At 45.1% G+C, this 20129-nt stretch carries 14 protein-coding genes; 8 read left to right on the forward strand and 6 right to left on the reverse strand.

Annotation, left to right across the window (positions count from 1 at the left end; genetic code table 11):
* Window positions 1–8: 8 nt before the first annotated feature.
* From N7974_RS02520 to N7974_RS02545, 6 genes are all read left to right on the forward strand, one after another.
* Window positions 9–1457: a DUF1501 domain-containing protein gene (locus tag N7974_RS02520; protein ID WP_262964112.1), complete on the forward strand. Its 1449-nt coding sequence runs from the start codon at window positions 9–11 to the stop codon at window positions 1455–1457.
* Window positions 1458–1669: 212 nt separating this feature from the next.
* Window positions 1670–2056 (forward strand): hypothetical protein, encoded by a 387-nt coding sequence (locus N7974_RS02525; RefSeq protein ID WP_262964113.1) that lies wholly within the window; start codon window positions 1670–1672, stop codon window positions 2054–2056.
* 30 nt (window positions 2057–2086) lie between these two features.
* Complete coding sequence (locus tag N7974_RS02530) at window positions 2087–2677, forward strand: peroxiredoxin (RefSeq protein ID WP_262964114.1); 591 nt, start codon at window positions 2087–2089, stop codon at window positions 2675–2677.
* A 2-nt stretch (window positions 2678–2679) separates the two neighbouring features.
* Window positions 2680–3441 (forward strand): c-type cytochrome, encoded by a 762-nt coding sequence (locus N7974_RS02535; protein WP_262964115.1) that lies wholly within the window; start codon window positions 2680–2682, stop codon window positions 3439–3441.
* 422 nt (window positions 3442–3863) lie between these two features.
* Window positions 3864–5519, forward strand: a complete 1656-nt coding sequence (locus N7974_RS02540) for a PepSY domain-containing protein (RefSeq protein WP_262964116.1) — start codon at window positions 3864–3866, stop codon at window positions 5517–5519.
* A 1135-nt stretch (window positions 5520–6654) separates the two neighbouring features.
* The gene (locus tag N7974_RS02545) at window positions 6655–9264 is read left to right on the forward strand and encodes a transthyretin-like family protein (RefSeq protein WP_262964117.1); all 2610 of its coding nucleotides are present in this window, start codon (window positions 6655–6657) and stop codon (window positions 9262–9264) included.
* A 267-nt stretch (window positions 9265–9531) separates the two neighbouring features.
* On the opposite strand, the gene glgA is transcribed toward N7974_RS02545, so the two are convergent.
* Entirely contained in the window at window positions 9532–10968 is a 1437-nt protein-coding gene (gene glgA, locus N7974_RS02550) for a glycogen synthase GlgA (protein WP_262964118.1), read from the reverse strand.
* Window positions 10969–11016: 48 nt separating this feature from the next.
* Window positions 11017–11826, reverse strand: a complete 810-nt coding sequence (locus N7974_RS02555; protein ID WP_262964119.1) for a sulfite exporter TauE/SafE family protein — start codon at window positions 11824–11826, stop codon at window positions 11017–11019.
* A gap of 407 nt (window positions 11827–12233) precedes the next feature.
* Between N7974_RS02555 and N7974_RS02560 the strand changes: the two genes are divergently transcribed.
* The gene (locus tag N7974_RS02560) at window positions 12234–13124 is read left to right on the forward strand and encodes a hypothetical protein (protein WP_262964120.1); all 891 of its coding nucleotides are present in this window, start codon (window positions 12234–12236) and stop codon (window positions 13122–13124) included.
* A 222-nt stretch (window positions 13125–13346) separates the two neighbouring features.
* A complete protein-coding gene (gene ald, locus N7974_RS02565) occupies window positions 13347–14456 on the forward strand; it encodes an alanine dehydrogenase (protein WP_262964121.1) in 1110 nt (369 codons plus the stop codon).
* 166 nt (window positions 14457–14622) lie between these two features.
* Here ald and N7974_RS02570 read toward each other — a convergent pair whose 3' ends face one another.
* From N7974_RS02570 to cysK, 4 genes are all read right to left on the reverse strand, one after another.
* Window positions 14623–16737 (reverse strand): family 2A encapsulin nanocompartment cargo protein cysteine desulfurase, encoded by a 2115-nt coding sequence (locus tag N7974_RS02570; protein ID WP_317451575.1) that lies wholly within the window; start codon window positions 16735–16737, stop codon window positions 14623–14625.
* Window positions 16724–17650 (reverse strand): family 2A encapsulin nanocompartment shell protein, encoded by a 927-nt coding sequence (locus tag N7974_RS02575; RefSeq protein WP_262964122.1) that lies wholly within the window; start codon window positions 17648–17650, stop codon window positions 16724–16726. The genes N7974_RS02570 and N7974_RS02575 overlap by 14 nt, the downstream gene beginning before the upstream one ends.
* A 267-nt stretch (window positions 17651–17917) precedes the next feature.
* Window positions 17918–18856: a serine O-acetyltransferase EpsC gene (epsC, locus tag N7974_RS02580; RefSeq protein WP_262964123.1), complete on the reverse strand. Its 939-nt coding sequence runs from the start codon at window positions 18854–18856 to the stop codon at window positions 17918–17920.
* Window positions 18853–19830, reverse strand: a complete 978-nt coding sequence (cysK, locus tag N7974_RS02585) for a cysteine synthase A (protein ID WP_262964124.1) — start codon at window positions 19828–19830, stop codon at window positions 18853–18855. Before cysK ends, epsC begins: the two co-directional genes overlap by 4 nt.
* Window positions 19831–20129 lie beyond the last annotated feature (299 nt).

Consider the following 20129-nt stretch of genomic DNA (forward strand, 5'->3'; position numbering starts at 1 on the left):
CAGGCATTATGAACAATCAATCACGTAGAGATTTTTTACTCAAATCAGGATATGGCATTGGCGGACTTGCGCTGAGTGGATTACTGCCGGGCGCAGGTGGCATCTTTTCCAGCGCAATGGCAGCCGACCTGCTTGATCCCCTGGCACCCAAACAGCCGCACTTCCCCGGTAAAGTCAAATCGGTAATTTGGCTACATCAACACGGCGCGCCAAGCACGCTTGATCTGTACGACTATAAACCTGAGCTGATAAAAATGGCAGGGCAAGAGGTTCCGACTTCTTTCCTGAAGGGCATCAAGACCAGTACGCAAGGCGGACTCGGCAAACTGTTTGCTTCGGACCGAACCTGGAAGCAACATGGGCAAAGCGGTGCCTGGTTCTCTGACCTGTTGCCAAATATTGCCCAACATGCCGATGATATCGCTTTCATCAAGTCCAGCGTAACCGTAGGCGCTACCCATGATATTTCAATACTCAAGTTAAATTCTGGCGGCTTAAATCCTGGAAGGCCTGCCTTGGGTGCATGGATTCAATATGCCTTGGGCTCGGCTAACCCTGATTTACCGGCTTATGTCGTTCTCTACAATGGCAAGAAGGAACCCAGTGGTGGTGCTGTAAACTGGAGTTCAGGCTTCCTGCCGGCTGTTTATCAAGGTACGGCTTTCCGTTCAGGAAAATCGCCTATTCTGCATTTGGATCGTCCTGAGCTGGTTGCTGCATCACAACAAAGCGATAATCTTAAGTTGTTAAAGCAGTTAAACGAGATCAAAGGCAGTGCATATCCAGAAGATACTGAACTTCAGGCACGTATCCGCGCTTACGATCTGGCTGAACGTATGCAAACTTCAGCACCGGAAGCCGTTGACCTCAGTAAAGAATCCGACGCCACCAAGAATCTTTATGGTCTGAATGATGATGTTACCAAAGAATACGGTACCAATTTGTTACGTGCACGACGTCTCGTAGAGCGGGGTGTGCGCTTTATACAGGTCGTTACCGGCCCGGTGGATGTAGATGGTGATGAAAGAGACTGGGATGCTCATACCAAACTGGAAGAAAATCACGGCAAACATGCCAGAGTTGTCGATAAACCGATTGCCGGTCTACTGACAGACTTGAAAGCCTTAGGCTTGCTTGATTCGACGCTAGTCGTATGGACATCTGAATTTGGACGTACCTCATGGGGCGAAAGTGGCACCGGACGCGACCATAACGCTTGGGGCTACACGCAGTGGCTTGCCGGTGGTGGTGTTAAAGCGGGTACAACCTATGGCGCAACCGATGAAATTGGTTTGCAGGTAGCTGATAAAAGTACGGCAGTCGATACCTATGATTTACATGCAACGGTTCTTAATCAGATGGGCCTGGATCATTTAAAGTTAATCTACACCCATCAAGGCCGTTCGGAGCGTCCTACCGTTGTTTATGGCAAGGTTATTAAGGAACTTATCGCTTAAGGTAATTTACTGCGCTACTTAGTTATATTTATTACCTTGATAACCTTATCGTATTGACTGGGTTCAATAATAACCCGGCAGGATTATACCTTCCGGGTTATTTTTATTTTATTCATTTTTCCAACCAGTAAACTTAATGAAAACATCGACTATAAACGTTTATGCACAGGGCATGGCAAGCCGGAAACCAGCCTTTTAAGGATCAAAATAATATGCGTAAAACAATTAATCTTTGCGGAATTATTTTCGTGCTGGCAAGCAGTATTGTCTATGCCGAAGCCGAATTTGATTTCGAAGAGCTAATGGAGTCAATAGACAACAATTCTCATAATTTGCAGGGCAATATTGCCAGCAAAGATGCTACTGCAACGATCGCACTTGCAAAAAAAATGCAGAGCGATTTTAAACTGGTCGAAGGTTTTTTTGAAAAACGAGGCAATTCCGCTGATGCGGTAACTGACGCCAAAAAATACGAAGATATGGCCGCTGAAATTGTGGCCTTTGTAGAAGCCGGTAATTTTGATTCGGCATCAGTCAAGGCTATTGAAATATCAAATTCTTGTGATGATGCTTGTCACGATACCTATAAACCACTTTAACCCATCCCCTTTTATTTAAAGAGTAAAACTATGAAACGTCTTTTATTGAGCTGCCTCTTGTCGAGTGCCATCACATTTCCCGCCATCGCCGCATTGCCTACAGGTCATCCAGCGCCGGATTTCAAAACCCAAGCTTCTCTGGCTGGTAAGGTATTTAGTTATTCACTGAAAGATGCCCTGCAAAAAGGTCCTGTCGTAGTCTATTTTTACCCTTCTGCCTACACCGGCGGTTGTAACATTCAAGCACACACCTTTGCTGTCAACGCTGACAACTTCGCTGCCGCTGGTGCCACCATTATTGGTGTGTCTCTGGACAGTATAGAAAGACTTAACGATTTCTCGGCCGACCCGGACTATTGCGCCGGAAAAGTCGCCGTTGCCTCCGATGCTAACGGCGCTATAGCCAAATCCTATGATTTGACCGTTAAAGATGCTGCCGAGGGCAAAAAGGATTCACGCGGCGTTGAAATCACTCATGGCTTTGCCGAGCGCACCACTTTTATTATTACCGCTGATGGTAAAATCGCAGCGACTTTGGAAGGACTTAAGCCTGCTGAAAATGTTGCAAAAGCACTTGAAATCGTGCAAAAACTTGCCACTGACAAGCAAACGGCAAAATAAGTATGAGGTTGTCACGTTTTGTGTCGCGGCTAAACATCGTCGCTGTTGCAATAGTTTCTCAAGTAGATTTTTCTCAGCAAAGGCGACACAAACAACTACTGCATCAATACTGGAAAAGGAGTTCTTTTCTCGCTATCAGCACCCTCGCGCTAATCACTTCGGTCAAGAGTATAGCGGCAGATGAGCCTGTGGTAATTTCCGCACAACAAATTGGGAGTGGTAATCCTGTTATCGGCAAGGAGAAGTCTGATTCCGGTCGGTGCCAGGAATGTCATGGTGTAGATGGCAACAGTAATGATGAAAGAATTCCTAATCATGCCGGACAACATCCCGGATATCTGATCAAACAGTTGAGTAATTTCCAGTCCGGTGAACGGTATCATGTAGTAATGACCATTATGGCTGAAGACTTAAACGCTACTGACAAGGCCGATATAGCCGCTTATTTCGCCAGTCAGAAAATCATGCACGGTGAAGGTGGCAGCGATAATACGTCCGCCAAAAATTTGTTTGTGAACGGCGACCAGACCAGAGATATTGAAGCCTGCCTCAGTTGCCACGGCGATAACGGCAAAGGCAAAATTACCGACAAGGTTATCTACCCTGTCATTGGCGGACAGCAGAGAGTTTACTTACGCTCTCAATTGATTAATTGGAAGCTTGGCGATCGAAAAAACAGTCCTGGTGATGTGATGAACAAAATTGCCAAATCACTTACTGATGATGAAATCGATGCCTTGGCCAATTATATTTCCGGGTTGTAGGCAGGAAATAAAAATAACACACTCGAGCATTTACAAATTTGTGAGAGTGGCTTTGGCCGCGCCCACGTATTCCATCGCGCTCAGGTTATTTGGATAATTCGCAATCCTACCCCCCCCGTAGGATGTGCTGAACGCAATGAAGCGCATCGTTCTTGATTGGATGATGCGCTTCACTGCGTTCAGCACATCCTACAAAGTGGTGGTTTATTTTTGCGTCTTGCCTTAGGTGATATCCGAGAATTAATAGTCCCAATTGGCACAGGATTTTTGTTTATTTACAAGGCGGGAAAATAGGCACGTAGCTGGCTACGTAACTATTTTGACAACGCAGTAAATGAATAAAAAGACCAGCAAGCTGGGTATATTATTCTCAGGAAATCACCTAAGTATTACCTCACTATGTATTTTTTTAGAGGATAGCAATGAAATCTTTAAATTGGCTGTTATATCAAATCCATCGCTGGGTAGGCGTCGTATTGGGCTTATTTATGTTTTTTTGGTTTGCTACCGGTTTGGTGATCATGTATTCCACACCGACCACGCAAAACCGTAGTCAGCAGCTCGCCCATGCCGAAACATTGGCTCCCGAATTCGGCTGGCTGAGCCTCGGTGAAGCTTGGGATCGTAGCGCTGAACCTCGTAAGGCTGCAGCGGAACATAAAGCCAAAACCATGGCTGGTACCGGTAAACAGCCTCCCGGTAACGGTAATATTGTCACCACTGACATTGCTGATGCCCGATTGGTACGCAGTGCCGGTGAACCCTTGTGGCTGGTCGAGGATGCTCGCGGTCAGTATTTTGCCTTATCTGCACTTGATGGTTCAGTGCACAAAACCTCGGTAGATCAGGCATTAAAAATTGCCGAAAACTGGTTTGAAAACACTGATAACACCGATATTATCAAGACCAGTTTTCTGGAGACAACTACAAATCCCGTTATCTTGCGCAATCAGGAAGCCTTAAGCCCTTTTCATCGTATTGCCGTCAATAAAGAGGGCGGTGAATTACTGATATCTGAACGTACCGGCGAAGTATTGCACGCCTCCACACGAACCGACCGGGCTTTCTTCTGGGTAGGCAATTGGCTGCATTTACTTAAACCGCTAGAGTCCATAGCTCTGGGTAAAATTCGCAATGACGTACAACTTTGGCTGGGCTTGTCTGCAGCAATAGCCACATTAACAGGTCTTATTATCGGCTGGTTGCGCTGGCGACCAGGTTTACGAGGCAAACCCACTTATTCTCAGGGTCGCACCCAACCCTACCGGGAATTCTGGTTTAAGTGGCATTTCTGGAGTGGGCTGATCGGCGGTATCGTAATATTGTCTTGGGCTACCAGTGGTTTTGTTGATACCAATCCGGGAAAAATATTTTCTCAGGCTAATCCCGGCAAGGAAGAAATAGCGCGCTATTTAGGTAAGGGTGTACCGGATGCCATGCGTAACTGGCAACCTGCTCTGCCCACCATGTTGGCCATAGCAACCGATGGTGCGGATATCGTCGAACTGGGCTGGCGGCATCTGGCTGGTGAAGCCGTATTACTGGCACATACCCGTGATGGTCAGCGACTGCCGCAAACCCTGATCGATACAACGACTACTCAGCAGTTTAGTGAGACATCGTTACTCGCTGCCGTAGAACGCATGGCTGGCAAGACCACCGTAGAGTCACAAACCGTTTTAAATGACTACGATAGTTACTACTATCCAAGACACCATCAAAGCTTGATTGAAAAGCCGCTGCCAGTCCTGCTGGTAAAAATGGCTGACGATACCGGCACGCTGTTTTATCTGGATCCACAGGATGGTCGACTATTGGCCAAACTGGATCGAAGTCGCCGGGTTTTCCGCTGGCTTTACTCAGGATTACATCACTGGGATTTTGGTTGGCTTTATCAACGGCCACTATGGGATGCCTGGATGCTGATATGGGTATCGTTTGGCTTGGTGCTCGGCGCCAGTTCGCTGGTGGTTGGCTGGCGACGTCTTAAACAAACCTTCTTCCCTAAAAAGAGGGCTGTTCGTATCAAAAAAACTGAAAACCGAAAGCCTGTACCAACCTCGCCCAGATATCTATGACTCTTTAAAAAATATCCTGAATCAAAATATATAAATTGCCTCAAATAAAAACGCCTCTACAAGCCTGTCACTTTATTGAAAGCAATGTAAACCCAAATAATGCTCTGTCAGGAAACTGGCAGGACATTATTTATGACTATCAAAGACATCTATTTTTTAGTGAGTCCCTATAGGTATTTATACGTATTGTGCATGGGGCTAATAATAATATAATTTTTGGCAAATGACAGTGATAAAAAAGGATTTTCTGGCTGGTTTCTCCGCAAAAAATCGGGATACACGGCACTTCGCCAAACAACAATAAAAAAACTGTCACTAAAAATGGCTGAGGATCATTAAAAACAATCCTGTAGCCGTTACAGTAATTATTATTTTACCAGCCATTGGTAGTTGCCTGGCAAATCGTATTCCATACGAAAACTGATCATACTCATCGTTACCATACTCCGCGAGGTCGAAATTGCGGAAAATAGAAATACATTAACCCATTGTAATATAAGCTTTTAAACACTTTTTAAACCAACAGTCGTAACCTTGCGGAGTACAACTTACCCAGTTCAATTAAACATGTTATGTAATAAATATTTGATTTGAAAAAATTTTTATGGAGTACCTAAACACCTGATTAATCTAATGTCGAAAAGTAATGCGCCACACTATAGCCGTTTGACTATTTCCTTTCAATTATGGCCGTTTTAGCTAACATTCATTTTTTTAATGAGTCCTAATATTATTTTCCTGCAATTAAGATACCCGGCTTGCTGGCCTTTTTATGCATTTACTACCTTTTAAATAAGCAAAGATCCTACGCCACTTGGATATATCAATTTTAAACATCATCTAATTATAAAAACGTAACAACTCTTTTTCACTGACAACACAGTTAACTTTGAATTTTATTTAAAAAATAAAAGCTCAAAAATCATCTAACGAACCATTTTGGTTTAACTTAAAAAGCCTTGATATTACATGGCTACATACGCAATTTAACTTGAACCGGGGGTTATCGAAAAAGCTGCCAACCCGTTATAAACATACACAAAAAAAAAGACAAAATATGATTTAGTAAAACTTACCGAAAACACTTTTCAATAATTTCATTTTAAACGCAACAAAAACCTTTGAGGTACTTATTATGTTTGGTAATGCTTTTGAAAAAAATGGTTTCATAATTTATGGTCGGGTCGTTTGCAAGGATAGCGGAGAACCTATAGAGGACTTAACAGTTGAGGCCTTGGACAAAGATCTGCTCTTCGATGATCGCCTGGGTTCTGCGCAAACAGATATCGACGGGTATTTCGAAATAGCCTATAACGAAGACGATTTCAGGGAATTGTTCTTCGACTCCAGACCGGATATTTATCTTAGAATAATAAATCCGGAAGGGGAAATCATCTATACCACCGAAGACAAAGTTAAATACGGCGCTATCAAGAAAGAGAATATAGATATAAAAATACCTGATGATCTGATTCATAACATCCACATCGTCGAAAGCCAGCGTATCCAGTTTAAGCAACTGATTGCCGTCAATCCCAATTATTTTGGTAACGTAACGGATGCTTCGCTGAAGTCAGAATACAAGCCAGTCAGTTCCATATCCGGATCGACGAAATACGAGCAACTGGTCTGTGTCGGCTTGCAATCAGATGAGGATCTTCTGGAAGCTGTCATTGAGGTAAAATTACCTTACGGTTTCAAGGGATCGCTCTGTTCAAAAGGCAGTACCGAGTACGTGGCATTTTATATCGACTACGGCGATGGTGGCGGATTTACCAGCATCGGCGCTGCGGCCACAATCAATGTCCACGACCTTGCCTTTGTTGACGGCAAACATCTTTTCTATGCCGTAAGGCAAGGATTTATTCCAAAGACTTACCTGAATTGCGACCATCCGCAAATCGTCAAAGTTAGGGCGATTCTTTCTTGGGAAAAGCCCCCTACCGGACCGTCTTATGCGCCAGTGTGGGGGAATGTCACAGATACCTGGGTTCAAATCAAACCGAAGAAAAAGTTCTGGCCTTGGCCCTTACTCAAAACCGAATTCTTCCCAATAGAATTACCGGAACAATTCGTCTTTATCGGCGACAAGTACGAGCTTAAGGCACTGGTCGACAAGTCCATTGAGGCAGAGCAAAACATCAAAATCGCAGGTAAAGTCGAAGCGGATCGCATTGAATTTAAACAACTGGTCACGACAAATCCCAATTACTTTGGTTCTATCTGCACATCAAGCGACAAGGACGAAGTATTGAAGGCTATTCATTTGCTTCCCAGGGATACCCTTAAGTCCCTGCTGCCCAAATTAATCATAAATCCCGAGCTATTCAAGCCCATAAAAATAATTGCCTACAACACAACCTACGAGCAACTGAAATGCGTGGGTTTTAATCCTGAAAACGACCTTATGGAAGCAGTAGTCGAAGTTAAATTGCCCTATGGATTCAACGGTGATTTATGCACGCTGGGTAGCCAGGAATACGTCACCTTCTATATCGACTGGGGCGCTGGCTATCAATACGCAGCTACCGCTCAAGTCGGAGTTCATGACATACCTGTAGTTGCTGATCGGCATCTTTTCTATGCCGTCAAGGCAACCATTCCGAATATAGAAAAGAAGCTAAAATCCTGTAAGACCGAGAACATCGTCAAACTCAAGGCGATCTTGTCCTGGAATCAGGATCCTACGCCTTTTGGACCTGCCTATGTGCCGCCTTGGGGCAACATGCTGGAAAGATATATCCAAATCAGGCCAAAGGATGGGGAAAGCACCAAATGCGTCATTGAGACCGTTAATGATGTCCATGTTGCGGAAATTAGCCAGAGCGGTGCGAACGAAGGACTGGCCGTTAAAATTGACGCATTGGGCCATGCTGTTCCCTTCACTTTTGACAGGCCTTTCGGAGGAGTTATCGCTTGTACTTGCGGAGGCAAAATTAACAGCTCCGCAACCTATTACCGTTTTAGATACAGCGATAACGATGGCGCTTCCTGGAAAAATATCACAGATACCAGAACAGCAAGAAATCCTTTACCGTGGTGGGTGACTCGCATCAGAACTCCCGATGCCGATGGCTGGTTCAGTGCTCAGGAATTTAACGAGGACATGGACAACTATAGCCTGACCCATATGGTACATTGGAATAGCGGATCGAAAAACGGACAATACAGGCTAAGGCTGGAATTGGCTAATTCCCTTTATACGGTCGAACAAACCAGCGAGGTGTCCATTATGCTGGACAATATAGGTCCGGAGCTCTTTGCCTTCGGTGGTACACCGGTACCGCTGCCATCCACGGGAATCGTCGTCAAGGATGCCGGTGACACCTACAGGAAGTGCGGAAAATTTTTCGGATCAGATGAAATCCGCATCTACGGTAATTTCAGCGACGATTATTTTTTGCAGTACAGTCTGAAGGTATTCGGTGGCAACATCACTGCATCCGGTGTAGTATTTGGCGGCCATCCGGTTGCATCAGGAGTTACAAGATACGATTCGGGCGCATCAGGGATCAATGTAGAGGGTATTATAGGCGCAGGAACCGGATCTTTAGGTCAAAAAATAGAAACATTAAACCTGTGCAATATATCGCAAAGTCCGGATAAAGTTAGTTGCGCTTATGGCATTGAACTTACGGTGTGGGATAGATCAATCGTCGGCTATGTCAGCGGATACGAGTTTTATAAAACCTGTCACGGCATAGAAGCTTTCGTAACCTTCGATTGGGATCCTTCGGGTTGTTGATAAGAACCACTCTATAGACTGCCGGATTTGCGGCATTATTTTGCAAATCCGGCAAACCGGTTTTGTTCGAGACTATCAAGAAATTAATTAAATAATCAAAAAAAGGAAAGCCAACCAGTAAGCGACTCTAACCCCTTACTGGTTGAATTCTGCCACGCAATTTCATTGCCACAAAAAACCATTTTTGCGAGTTCAGATATTGGTATTAAGCTTGAACCTAAATTCCGCCAGAAAAAAGTACCTGTATTGGTATAGCCGCTATTTCAATCAAAGCTGTTCGTATAAGCCCATATACTCTTTGGCACTGTTATTCCACGAATAGTCTTTTTGCATACCGTTAGTTTGCAATTGTTTCCAGATTTCAGGTTGGCTATAAACAATCAAGGCACGTTTAATGGTTTCCATTAACGATCCGGAAGTCGCCTGGTTAAAAACAAAACCGGTTGCCGTCTTATTGCCCAGTGTTTCCGGTAACGTATCAACAACCGTATCTGCCAAGCCGCCGGTTTTTCTAACAATGGGAACAGTGCCGTAGCGTTGGCTATATAACTGATTTAGGCCGCAAGGTTCAAATTTTGACGGCATCAGAAAAACGTCGGCACCGGCTTCAAGTTGATGCGCCAAGTCTTCATCGTAGCCCAGAGTAATCGCTATTTTATTGGGATATCGGCTGGCAAAAGTTGATAATTGTTGTTCAAAAGACTTTTCACCCTTACCGAGCAAAATAAACTGTAACGGCAATGTCAGCATCTCGGGAAGACACTCCAACACCAGATCTATGCCTTTTTGTTCCACTAAACGGCTAATAAGCACAAAGACCGGAACAGCATTGTTAACAGGTAGCGCGTGTTGCTTTTGCAGGGCCATTTTGTTGAGCTGTTTTTTTGGCAACGTTAAAATATCAAAACGTTCGCTAATAGCGGGATCCGTTTCGGGATTCCACTGATCGGCATCTATACCGTTAATAATACCGGTCAGATCATCTTTTCGATAACTTAACAAGCCCTCCAGGCCATAGCCAAAAGCAGCCGTCTGAATTTCTACAGCATAAGTCTGGCTAACCGTAGTAATACGATCCGCATAGGCCAAGCCACCTTTAATAAAAGACAGCATCCCGTTAAATTCAAGCCCTTCTGAACTCCAAAGCCGGCTGGGTAAATTCAGCGAGGTCCAGGTCGCTTTTGGAAACAGGCCTTGATAAGCCAAATTATGTATTGTAAATACTGTCGCCGGTCGATTGGCTTCCAGAGACAGCAAAGCCGGAACCAATCCACTTTGCCAGTCATTACAGTGAACAATATCAGGAGTCCAGTCCAAATACCCACGGTTCATTGCTACTTCAACCGCTATACGACAAAACAGGGAAAAACGTTCCGCACTATTACCCCAGGCATTACCTTGCTCATCGACATACGGATTACCCGGAAAACCAAAAAATTCCGGACAATCTACCAACCAAACCAATAATTGAGTGCCGGGCAGGCGGGTTTCCAGAATGTTTGCATCGATATTATTTACCCGGACCGTGCTTTTATAATAAATTTCTTCAGTAGTTTTTATGGCCTGATAATTAGGTATTATCAAGCGAACATCAACACCCAAATCCAGCAATGCCTTGGGCAAGCTACCGGAAATATCGGCAAGCCCGCCTGTTTTAATCAAGGGATACGCTTCACTGGTAACAAACAGTATTTTTCTTGGCATTTATTTGACGTCAACTATAATTTTAAAATTAAGAGTAATAGCAAAGTGTTATTGTAAAATAAACTTAAGCCCGATCAGTAACAAAATCGTCGCCAAAACCGGACGTAGAACTTTTTCAGGAATCTTTGCACTCAGATGACTGCCGACCCAAATACCCGGCAGCGAACCTATCAATAAGCTACTTAATAAAACCAGATCCACATTGCCTAAACTAAGATGGCCAATCCCTGCAACGGCGGTTAACGGAATGGCATGCGCCAAATCAGTACCGACAATTTTAAGTGTTGTCATCCGGGGATAAAGAAATAACAGTGCTACCGTACCCAGCGCACCCGCCCCTACTGATGAAAGGGTAACCAGCACACCCAAAACAGCGCCAATAAGCACTGTCGCCGGTATTTGTAAATGCTTGAAGCGTGATGCGTTATCGGGATTGCTATGTTCATCATCAATGGGCTCAAGCTTTGCCGCCCGGTTTAACAACACGCTTCGTACAAATAGCGCACAAGCCGTTAATATGAGAGCAATACCCAGAGTAAAAGTAATGGCTCCCGTTGTTTGCTTGCCTACCGCCATATAATATTTAAGTACAAACAACGTAATAACCGCAAAAGGTAGACTTCCCAGCGCCAACCAGCCCACGATTTTCCAATCGACCGAACCATGTTTACCATGATGTACCCAAACACCACACGTTTTGGTAATGGCAGCAAATAAAAGATCGGTACCGACCGCTACCGCCGGATTGAAACCGAATAAAAACACCAGTAAAGGCGTCATCAACGATCCGCCCCCTACGCCAGTCACGCCAACCAATAAGCCGACGGCAAAACCCGAAATCGTATATGCCAAATTCATTACAACTAACCTGTATTTTATGGGTTTAAAAATCTGCCCACTATAACAGTTAATTAGCTCAAGCTGGAGGATTTAAGCCATAAACCAGATCTCTCAGTGCAACTCATGCAGTCATAATATTTATCGATTAATAAGATATAAGCATCTAAATATATCGTTTTATTAAACATAAAAACTGCCTTAAAATGTTTTCCAAGAGTAAGAAGCCGAGTGATAACGACGATTTAATGGTCTATGACTTTTTACAAAGGACTCTAAAGTTTTGCCTCCTGATCCACAAGGATGTTTTTTTGGCGGGCTATAAGCCCGCCTTTTTTTTCATTAGTAAAAACTGGTCAATCATAAATAATCGCCTTACGCCAGTCTGCAACTCAATGATTGAATAATAGTAAATTTGAGGAAAGTTTATGCCGTTACAAGATTTAGTCGAATATTTTAATGACCGACTGGGACGAGAACATCGTTCCAGTTTTCGACCCTTTGTTCTCAAAGAAAGTAAAGTAAGCGGACTTTTCGGCCCCATTCGAATCGACAGCTTCTTTACTCCGTTACGACAAACATCCAAGCCTACCGTTATTGTCGGTCATACGGCGCAAATTTTGGTTGCTCCCAATAAAACCCAACACCTGTATGCCAACGAAATCGAAAATCTGTTAGCCAATAACTCCGTACAAGCCGGTGATTTTGAATCCATCATTAATTTCGACCGCTTGTCCCGTACCGTACACATGCTGAACTATCTCACTTTGGCGCATCTACAAGGCGTACTGTTTTTAGAAGTTGATCCACGGCATATACTGGGTATTAAACACGATCATGGCGCTTACTTTGAAGACGTAATAGCACAGTGTGGCTTGGAAACAAAAAATGTCGTCGTTGTATTATCTGTCAGCAGCCAATATGCGCCCTATTATCAGGAACTGATTAATGGCTTGCATAATTATCAGCGTAGGGGCTATCAAATTGCGCTGAAATTTGAATACCTTGGCCAGGAAAGCGAAGCGTTTGATTTGATAGCCAGAATAGCCCCGAATTACGTTAGCTCCTCAGCGCGAAACATGGAAAATCAAGCACATGATGAGCTGCTACTGACAAAATTGCAGCAGTTGAAAACACAAATAACGTCAGTTGGTGGACAAAGTATTCTGCAACAAATTGATGAAAAAAAATCAGATTTATTGGCACGTAATATTGGTTTTGACCTCGTCGAAGGTAGTTACTATAGCGCCATTGCATTTGACTATTTAAATGATTCGAAACCGGATCATCATGATTTGAATACCGATCATTATGGCTGATAACTTAACCTGTCAGGTTATAACGACAATACGTCAGTAATACCAAAGCGTGTTTCCAAAGCATGTATCGAGCTATTAATTAATTTGGCTGCTGTTTATAAAAAATATAACACGCTTTATTTGTTCGATATTTCTGACCAATAATGTTACTTTGTAGATGAGCCAAGCGGTTATAACAAACAACTATCGACACATAATAAATCGACAATCTGGAGCCATACCATGCGCATTGGACTACCCAAAGAGATTAAAGATAACGAAAATCGCGTCGGCATGACGCCGGGTGCAGTCAAGGCTTTGACACGCCGCGGCCATCAAGTTCTGGTTCAAAGTGGAGCCGGTATCGGCAGCTCACTTTCCGATGAAGAATATCAGGCCGCCGGTGCTGAAATTGTGCCTTTCGCAGAAGATGCGTGGGCGGCACAAATGGTCGTTAAAGTAAAAGAGCCGATTGCTTCTGAATATCGCTATCTGCGCCCGGACTTGATTTTATTTACCTATCTGCATCTGGCCTCCGACAAGCCCCTTACCGATGCCCTATTAGCCGCCGGCACGACAGGAATCGCTTATGAAACCGTGCAAACGGAAACCGGACAACTACCGTTATTGACCCCCATGAGTGAAGTTGCCGGGCGCATGGCAACGCAAGTAGGTGCAACCTACTTACAAAAATCCCATGGTGGTCGGGGTGTATTAATGGGCGGTGTTCCCGGCGTGGCTCCCGCTAATGTTGTTATTTTGGGTGCCGGTATTGTCGGCACCAATGCCGCACGGGTTGCTGTTGGCCTGGGCGCACAAGTGACAGTGCTGGATATTAGCCATGATCGCTTAAAATATCTGGATGATATTTATCGCGGGCAATTACAAACACGCATCAGTGATGAATATAATATTGAAGAGGTTATCTGCGAAGCCGATCTGGTGATTGGTGCGGTGTTAATCCCCGGTGGACGCGCACCCTGGTTAATTACCCGAAACATGCTGCCAACCATGCCTAAAGGCTCGGTAATCGTTGATGTGGCGGTCGATCAAGGCGGTTGCGTAGAAACTACCCATGCGACTACCCATAGCAATCCAACGTATGAAGTTGATGGCGTCGTGCATTATTGCGTCGCCAACATGCCTGGCGCTGTCCCACGCACCAGTACTTTTGCCCTTAATAATCAAACCGCAGTTTATATACTACATCTTGCCAATGACGGCCTGGACGCTGTGCGTAAAAACCGGGCATTGCAATATGGCCTTAATACCTACCAAGGTAAAGTGACTTATCCTGCTGTGGCTGAAACTTTTAATTTGCAATTTACAGAACCGTTACAAGCCTTGGCATAATAAACAGATAAGCGATGCGTAGCTGAATGACTAATCAGCAAATACGCAGCCATTCTAAAAATGGCGACTAATACTGGTTTTATGGGTGTGGTGAAAGTTTTTTAAAAAACATTGCGACATCATGGTTCCCATATAAACTATGGGAACCACAAAATGCAACTAGCGGTTAAATGATTTGACCGCCCTGTATCTTTTTAACAGTACTAACCAATCGATCAATTTCTTCGTAAGTGTTGTAAAACGCCAACGAAGGACGTACCGTACTTTCCAGTCCAAAACGACGCAAGATGGGTTGTGCGCAATGATGGCCGGTACGAACAGCAATACCTACCTTATTTAAAGCGACGCCAATATCCTGATTGCTGTGACCGGCCAGTACAAACGATAACACACTGGCTTTTTCAGGAGCCGTACCAATCAAGCGCAAGCCTTGAATGCTTTTAAGCGCCTCCATTCCATAAACCAGCAACTCATGCTCATAACGCGCGACATTATGGATACCGATTTTGGTCAGATATTCAAGCGCCGCTCCCAAACCTACCGCGTCAGCGATGTTACCGGTACCGGCTTCAAAACGGGCAGGCGCAGGTTGATAGACCGTTTTTTCAAAAGTGACATCTGCTATCATGTTACCGCCGCCTTGCCATGGTGGCATGGACTCAAGTAACTCGGCCTTGCCATAGACAGCACCAATACCGGTTGGACCAAATACCTTATGTCCGGAAAATACACACCAATCACAATCAAGCGCTTGCACATCAACCTGTAAGTGTGAAACAGACTGAGCGGCATCCAATAAAACCCTGGCACCAACACGATGGGCCATGGCAATAATTTCCTGTGCTGGCGTAACGGTGCCAAGAGCATTGGAAACATGGGTAAACGAGACCAGTTTAGTGCGTGAACTCAACAGTTTCTGATATTCACCCAGCAATACCTGACCGCTTTCATCAACCGGTACAACACGCAATATTGCACCGGTAACTTCGGTCAGTTGTTGCCACGGTACAATATTGGCATGATGCTCAAGCCAAGTGATGATAATCTCATCACCGGCAACCAAATTTTGTCGCCCCCAGCTTTGTGCAATCAGATTGATGCCTTCCGTAGTACCTCGTACAAAAATGATATTTTCTGCAGAAGGTGCATTGAGAAATCGCGCAACTGTATCACGAGATTTTTCATAGGCATCGGTAGACCGCGCCGCCAGCTCATGCGCCGCACGATGAATATTGGAGTTTTCGTGTTCATAGAAGTACGAAACCCGATCAATCACCACTTGCGGCTTTTGGGTTGTCGCCGCATTATCCAGCCACGCTAACGGATAACCGTTAACACGCTCTTGTAGAATCGGAAAATCGCGGCGTACCGCATGCACATCAAAAGGTGGATGCGCAGAACCCAGAGCTGGCGCATTAAAACCACCGCTCTTCAACTCATCAAGAAAATAAAATGCTGAGCCCGACCCTGCGCTTTCCGAAGTACTTGAGGAAGGCGCAGGCAACGGTGCGAAAAACTTTAGCAACTCGGCTTCGCCCGGCAAGCCATAGATCTCGGGTGAAAGACCCGCAATCAGTGAAGCATCCAGACTGGCAAAGGAGCTTGTCAAACCTGGCGTTGCCGTAGTAACCGGAATACCCGGAATCGAGCCACTTGTCGTTGTACCGGCAGCAAAAAGCTTTTGCAATTCGGTTTCAAAAACCTGCGGTGAAATAGCTGTATCCGCTGGTTTTTCAACAGCTTCCAGCGGTTCGCCAATCAACTCTTGAGCCGGCACCGATGTCGGAATACCGGCAGTACCAATACTTTCAGAAGGCGTATGCGAAACCAACAACTTTTGCAATTCAGCTTCACTGGGCAAGCCAAAATCATGCGGAAAAATACCCGACAAGACGGCTTTGTCCAGACCTGCAAAAGATGAGGGCAAACCGGCAGGCGTATTACCTAAAACCGATCCCGTATCCAGACTGTCAGGAACGCTCTCGAAAGACGACTTACGCGGTGCAAATAACTGCCGCAGTTCCACCTCGCCAGGCAAACCAAGACCCTGCGGGGCAATTCCGGCTACCCCGGAATTGCCCGGACCAGCCAACGGTGAAACTGGTCCGCCAGGCGCTGCAGATGCCCCAATACCCAGTCGTGAACCATCACAAGGTAGCGCTGAAAACAGCTCGTTGGCAAGCTTGGTTAAATAATCGACATCAGGCAGCCCTGCGACACCTGAATTTTCGGTAAAACCCTGTGGCACTAAATTGGTTTGATCAAATTCACTTGTATTCATGGTACTTGCCCACTTCGACATTCTCAAGTACCCCGAGCGCATCATCAGTCAACACCGCCAGCGAGCAATACAGAGAGATAAGATAAGAGGCAATCGCTTTGTGATTAATGCCCATAAATCGGACTGAAAGGCCCATACTCAACTCACCGGTCAGGTTAGGTTGATAAAGACCCACGACACCTTGACGACTTTCACCGGTGCGTAACAATATTATTTTGCTTTTACCGTCAACAATTCTGACTTTGTCAGAAGGAATCAACGGCAAGCCACGCCAGGTCAAAAACTGCGAACCGAACAGTGTGACGATTGCAGGCGGTACGCCACGGAAGGTACATTCACGTCCAAAAGCAGCAATAGTTTTGGGATGCGCCAGGAAAAACGCCGGTTCTTTCCAAACACGAGAAATAAGTTCATCCAGATCATCGGGAGTCGGTGCGCCATTGCCACCTTTAACGGGCTGTACTACCTGCGCGGGTGCCACATTATTAAGCAAGCCATATTCAGCATTGTTAATCAACTCACTTTCCTGGCGCTCTTTAATGGTTTCGATAGTCAAACGCAACTGTTCATGGATTTGGTTATGCGGACTACTGTATAAATCAGAAATACGGGTATGCACGTCAAGTACGGTATTAACGGCATTCAAGCGGTATTCACGACCCCATTCTTCGTAATCAACAAAGGTTTGGGGCAGTTCTTTTTCATCAAGGCTGGAACAATCAACAAAGAGCTCATTTTCATTTTTAACTTTGTTAACGCGATAAATACCTGCCTCAAGCGGTTTCCATTGCATCAAATGCACCAACCATCGTGGCGTGATGGTTGATAACATAGGTACGGTTTTGGTGGCATTCGCTAAGGTACGCGCAGCGACATCGCCTAGTGCGGTATGGGCTTCATGGATATCGGTCATGACTTTATTCCTGTTGTGGTGGTGGTGGTTATAAATAGTGTGTTATTTCTAATCCCGAGATCAGAAATTAAAGAGAATAATGAAATTCCTAACATTCACTGTCAAGCGCAAAGTTTTCACTATAATAAAAGGGCTCATTCCATTTTTAAAGTCGAAAAATACTTTGACATCACGCAATATATCGATTGATGCCCTGTCGGATAACCTGGTATTTTTGCCAGGCTTTCTATCGGTAATCTCTCATACAATAGTTTTGAGAAAAAAACGTTATATTCCGGCTCCGCCATGGAACAATTCGCTACGGGCATAGGCTTGGGTGATATTACTGCCAGGGGCTACGCTATGGGTAAGCCAGACATTACCGCCAATGGTCGAGCCGTGACCAATCGTGATACGACCCAGAATGGTAGCACCGGCATAAATGACAACATCATCTTCAACAATAGGATGCCGTGCATTACCTTTAACCAGCAATCCGTTATCATCTTTTTCAAAGCGTTTGGCACCCAGAGTTACGGCCTGATACACGCGAACATGTCTTCCAATGACGGCGGTTTCGCCGATAACAACACCGGTACCGTGGTCAATAAAAAAACTCTCACCTATTTGTGCACCGGGATGAATATCGATCCCCGTCGCGGAATGGGCAACTTCTGCGATAACGCGGGCAACCAAAGGCGCACCCAATTGATAAAGAATATGCGCCAGTCGATGATGAATAATGGCCGTAATACCGGGATAACAAACCAGTACTTCGTCCGGGCTTCTTGCTGCCGGATCACCTTCAAAAGCCGCCTGAATATCGGTATCAACTAATGCCCTTACCGTGGGCAACCGGGCGGCAAACTGACGGGCAATACTAATTGCCTGCTCATTAGCGACCTTGTCGACACCCTCATGTCCGGAAATAAACTGTAATTCACGGCGAATTTGCTTATAAAGCTCGCGTAACAGGGTTTCAAGGGTATGTCCCACAAAGTAATCGATGCCTTCGTCATTAAGATCAGGCAGTCCCAGACGATTTGGAAACAATACCGCACTCAAGCCCTCCAATATGATTTGAAGCTCTTTTCGTGAAGGCAATTTGGGTGGTTTATCGCGTCGACTTCGGGTTTCCAGCGATTGCACGCGTAAATCACGTAATTGGGCAACCAGGGTATCAATACCCCAATCATACTTACCATTTAAATGGGTAATATCATTCATGCAGCCAAACCACTGGCATCGAAAATACCTTCAAACAGCGGCGAGCTTAAATAACGTTCACCTGAATCCGGTAACACCACAACGATGGTTTTACCGGCATTTTCAGGTCGCTTGGCAACACGTATTGCCACAGCAACGGCTGCGCCACAGGAAATACCAGCCAATATGCCTTCTTCCCTGGCAAGACGCCGTGCATATTCGATAGCGTCTTCGTTGGTCACCTGCTCGATTTCATCTATCAAGGAAAGATCCAGCACACCAGGAACAAAGCCCGCGCCGATGCCTTGAATCTTATGGGGACCTGGATTAAGCGGCACACCTGCACGAAACTGGGTCAGTACCGGACTGGCAGTCGGCTCTACCGCAATTGCAATAATCGCCTTACCTTTTATCTGTTTGATATAACGGGTAATGCCGGTAATGGTGCCACCAGTACCCACACCGGATACCAAGATATCAATCGCGCCATCGGTATCGTTCCAGATTTCAGGTCCGGTGGTTCGCTCATGAATAGCCGGATTGGCCGGATTTTGAAACTGCTGCAATAAAACATAACGCTCAGGATCGGAAGCGGCAATTTCCTCGGCTTTGGCGATGGCCCCACTCATGCCTTTGGCTCCTTCCGTCAAAACCAGTTTGGCACCATAAGCAATCAACAATTTACGACGCTCCAGACTCATGGTTTCCGGCATGGTTAAGGTCAATGGCATGCCTCGCGCGGCGGCAACAAAGGCCAGCGCAATACCGGTATTGCCACTCGTGGGCTCAACAAGCTCTTTACCCGGCCCGAGCAAGCCACGCTGCTCTGCATCCCAGATCATCGCGGCACCAATCCGGCATTTAACAGAATAAGCAGGATTACGTCCTTCAATTTTTGCCAGCACGGTAGCCGAGGCTCCATCAGTGATACGATTAAGCCGAATCAGCGGTGTATTTCCTATGGAGTGAGAATTATCTTCGTACCAATGTGACATAAAAGTCTCCTGTGATTTAATTATCAAGCTGATTATAGCCAAATTTTGGCCAAAAAAAAGCCAGTGGTCATTATAGACTCACTGGCTTCCGGTTGTCCGGTCAGCTTGTAATTTTAGGTTAAAGTACTGTACACGTTATGTTTTGTCAAGCGTGTAAAGCAGCTTATCGATTCTACCCAAGACATTATTGCCAAGCAATAACGCTTTAATATTTCACCTAAAAACCATCGAATTTAAATTACACAAACAGATAATTCATCATCAATAGCGTCTAATGTACAAATAATAAATCATGGCAT

The organism is Methylobacter psychrophilus, from assembly GCF_025583945.1.
GTDB classification, from domain to species: domain Bacteria; phylum Pseudomonadota; class Gammaproteobacteria; order Methylococcales; family Methylomonadaceae; genus Methylobacter_C; species Methylobacter_C psychrophilus.

Excerpts from the sequence above, each read along its gene's own strand:
- N7974_RS02555 (WP_262964119.1), bottom strand. The coding sequence starts at position 11,826 with ATGAATTTGGCATATACGATTTCGGGTTTTGCCGTCGGCTTATTGGTT.
- N7974_RS02540 (WP_262964116.1), top strand. The coding sequence starts at position 3,864 with ATGAAATCTTTAAATTGGCTGTTATATCAAATCCATCGCTGGGTAGGC.
- N7974_RS02570 (WP_317451575.1), bottom strand. The coding sequence starts at position 16,737 with ATGAATACAAGTGAATTTGATCAAACCAATTTAGTGCCACAGGGTTTT.
- glgA (WP_262964118.1), bottom strand. The coding sequence starts at position 10,968 with ATGCCAAGAAAAATACTGTTTGTTACCAGTGAAGCGTATCCCTTGATT.
- N7974_RS02575 (WP_262964122.1), bottom strand. The coding sequence starts at position 17,650 with ATGACCGATATCCATGAAGCCCATACCGCACTAGGCGATGTCGCTGCG.
- N7974_RS02530 (WP_262964114.1), top strand. The coding sequence starts at position 2,087 with ATGAAACGTCTTTTATTGAGCTGCCTCTTGTCGAGTGCCATCACATTT.
- N7974_RS02520 (WP_262964112.1), top strand. The coding sequence starts at position 9 with ATGAACAATCAATCACGTAGAGATTTTTTACTCAAATCAGGATATGGC.
- N7974_RS02535 (WP_262964115.1), top strand. The coding sequence starts at position 2,680 with ATGAGGTTGTCACGTTTTGTGTCGCGGCTAAACATCGTCGCTGTTGCA.
- N7974_RS02525 (WP_262964113.1), top strand. The coding sequence starts at position 1,670 with ATGCGTAAAACAATTAATCTTTGCGGAATTATTTTCGTGCTGGCAAGC.
- N7974_RS02545 (WP_262964117.1), top strand. The coding sequence starts at position 6,655 with ATGTTTGGTAATGCTTTTGAAAAAAATGGTTTCATAATTTATGGTCGG.
- N7974_RS02560 (WP_262964120.1), top strand. The coding sequence starts at position 12,234 with ATGCCGTTACAAGATTTAGTCGAATATTTTAATGACCGACTGGGACGA.
- ald (WP_262964121.1), top strand. The coding sequence starts at position 13,347 with ATGCGCATTGGACTACCCAAAGAGATTAAAGATAACGAAAATCGCGTC.
- cysK (WP_262964124.1), bottom strand. The coding sequence starts at position 19,830 with ATGTCACATTGGTACGAAGATAATTCTCACTCCATAGGAAATACACCG.
- epsC (WP_262964123.1), bottom strand. The coding sequence starts at position 18,856 with ATGAATGATATTACCCATTTAAATGGTAAGTATGATTGGGGTATTGAT.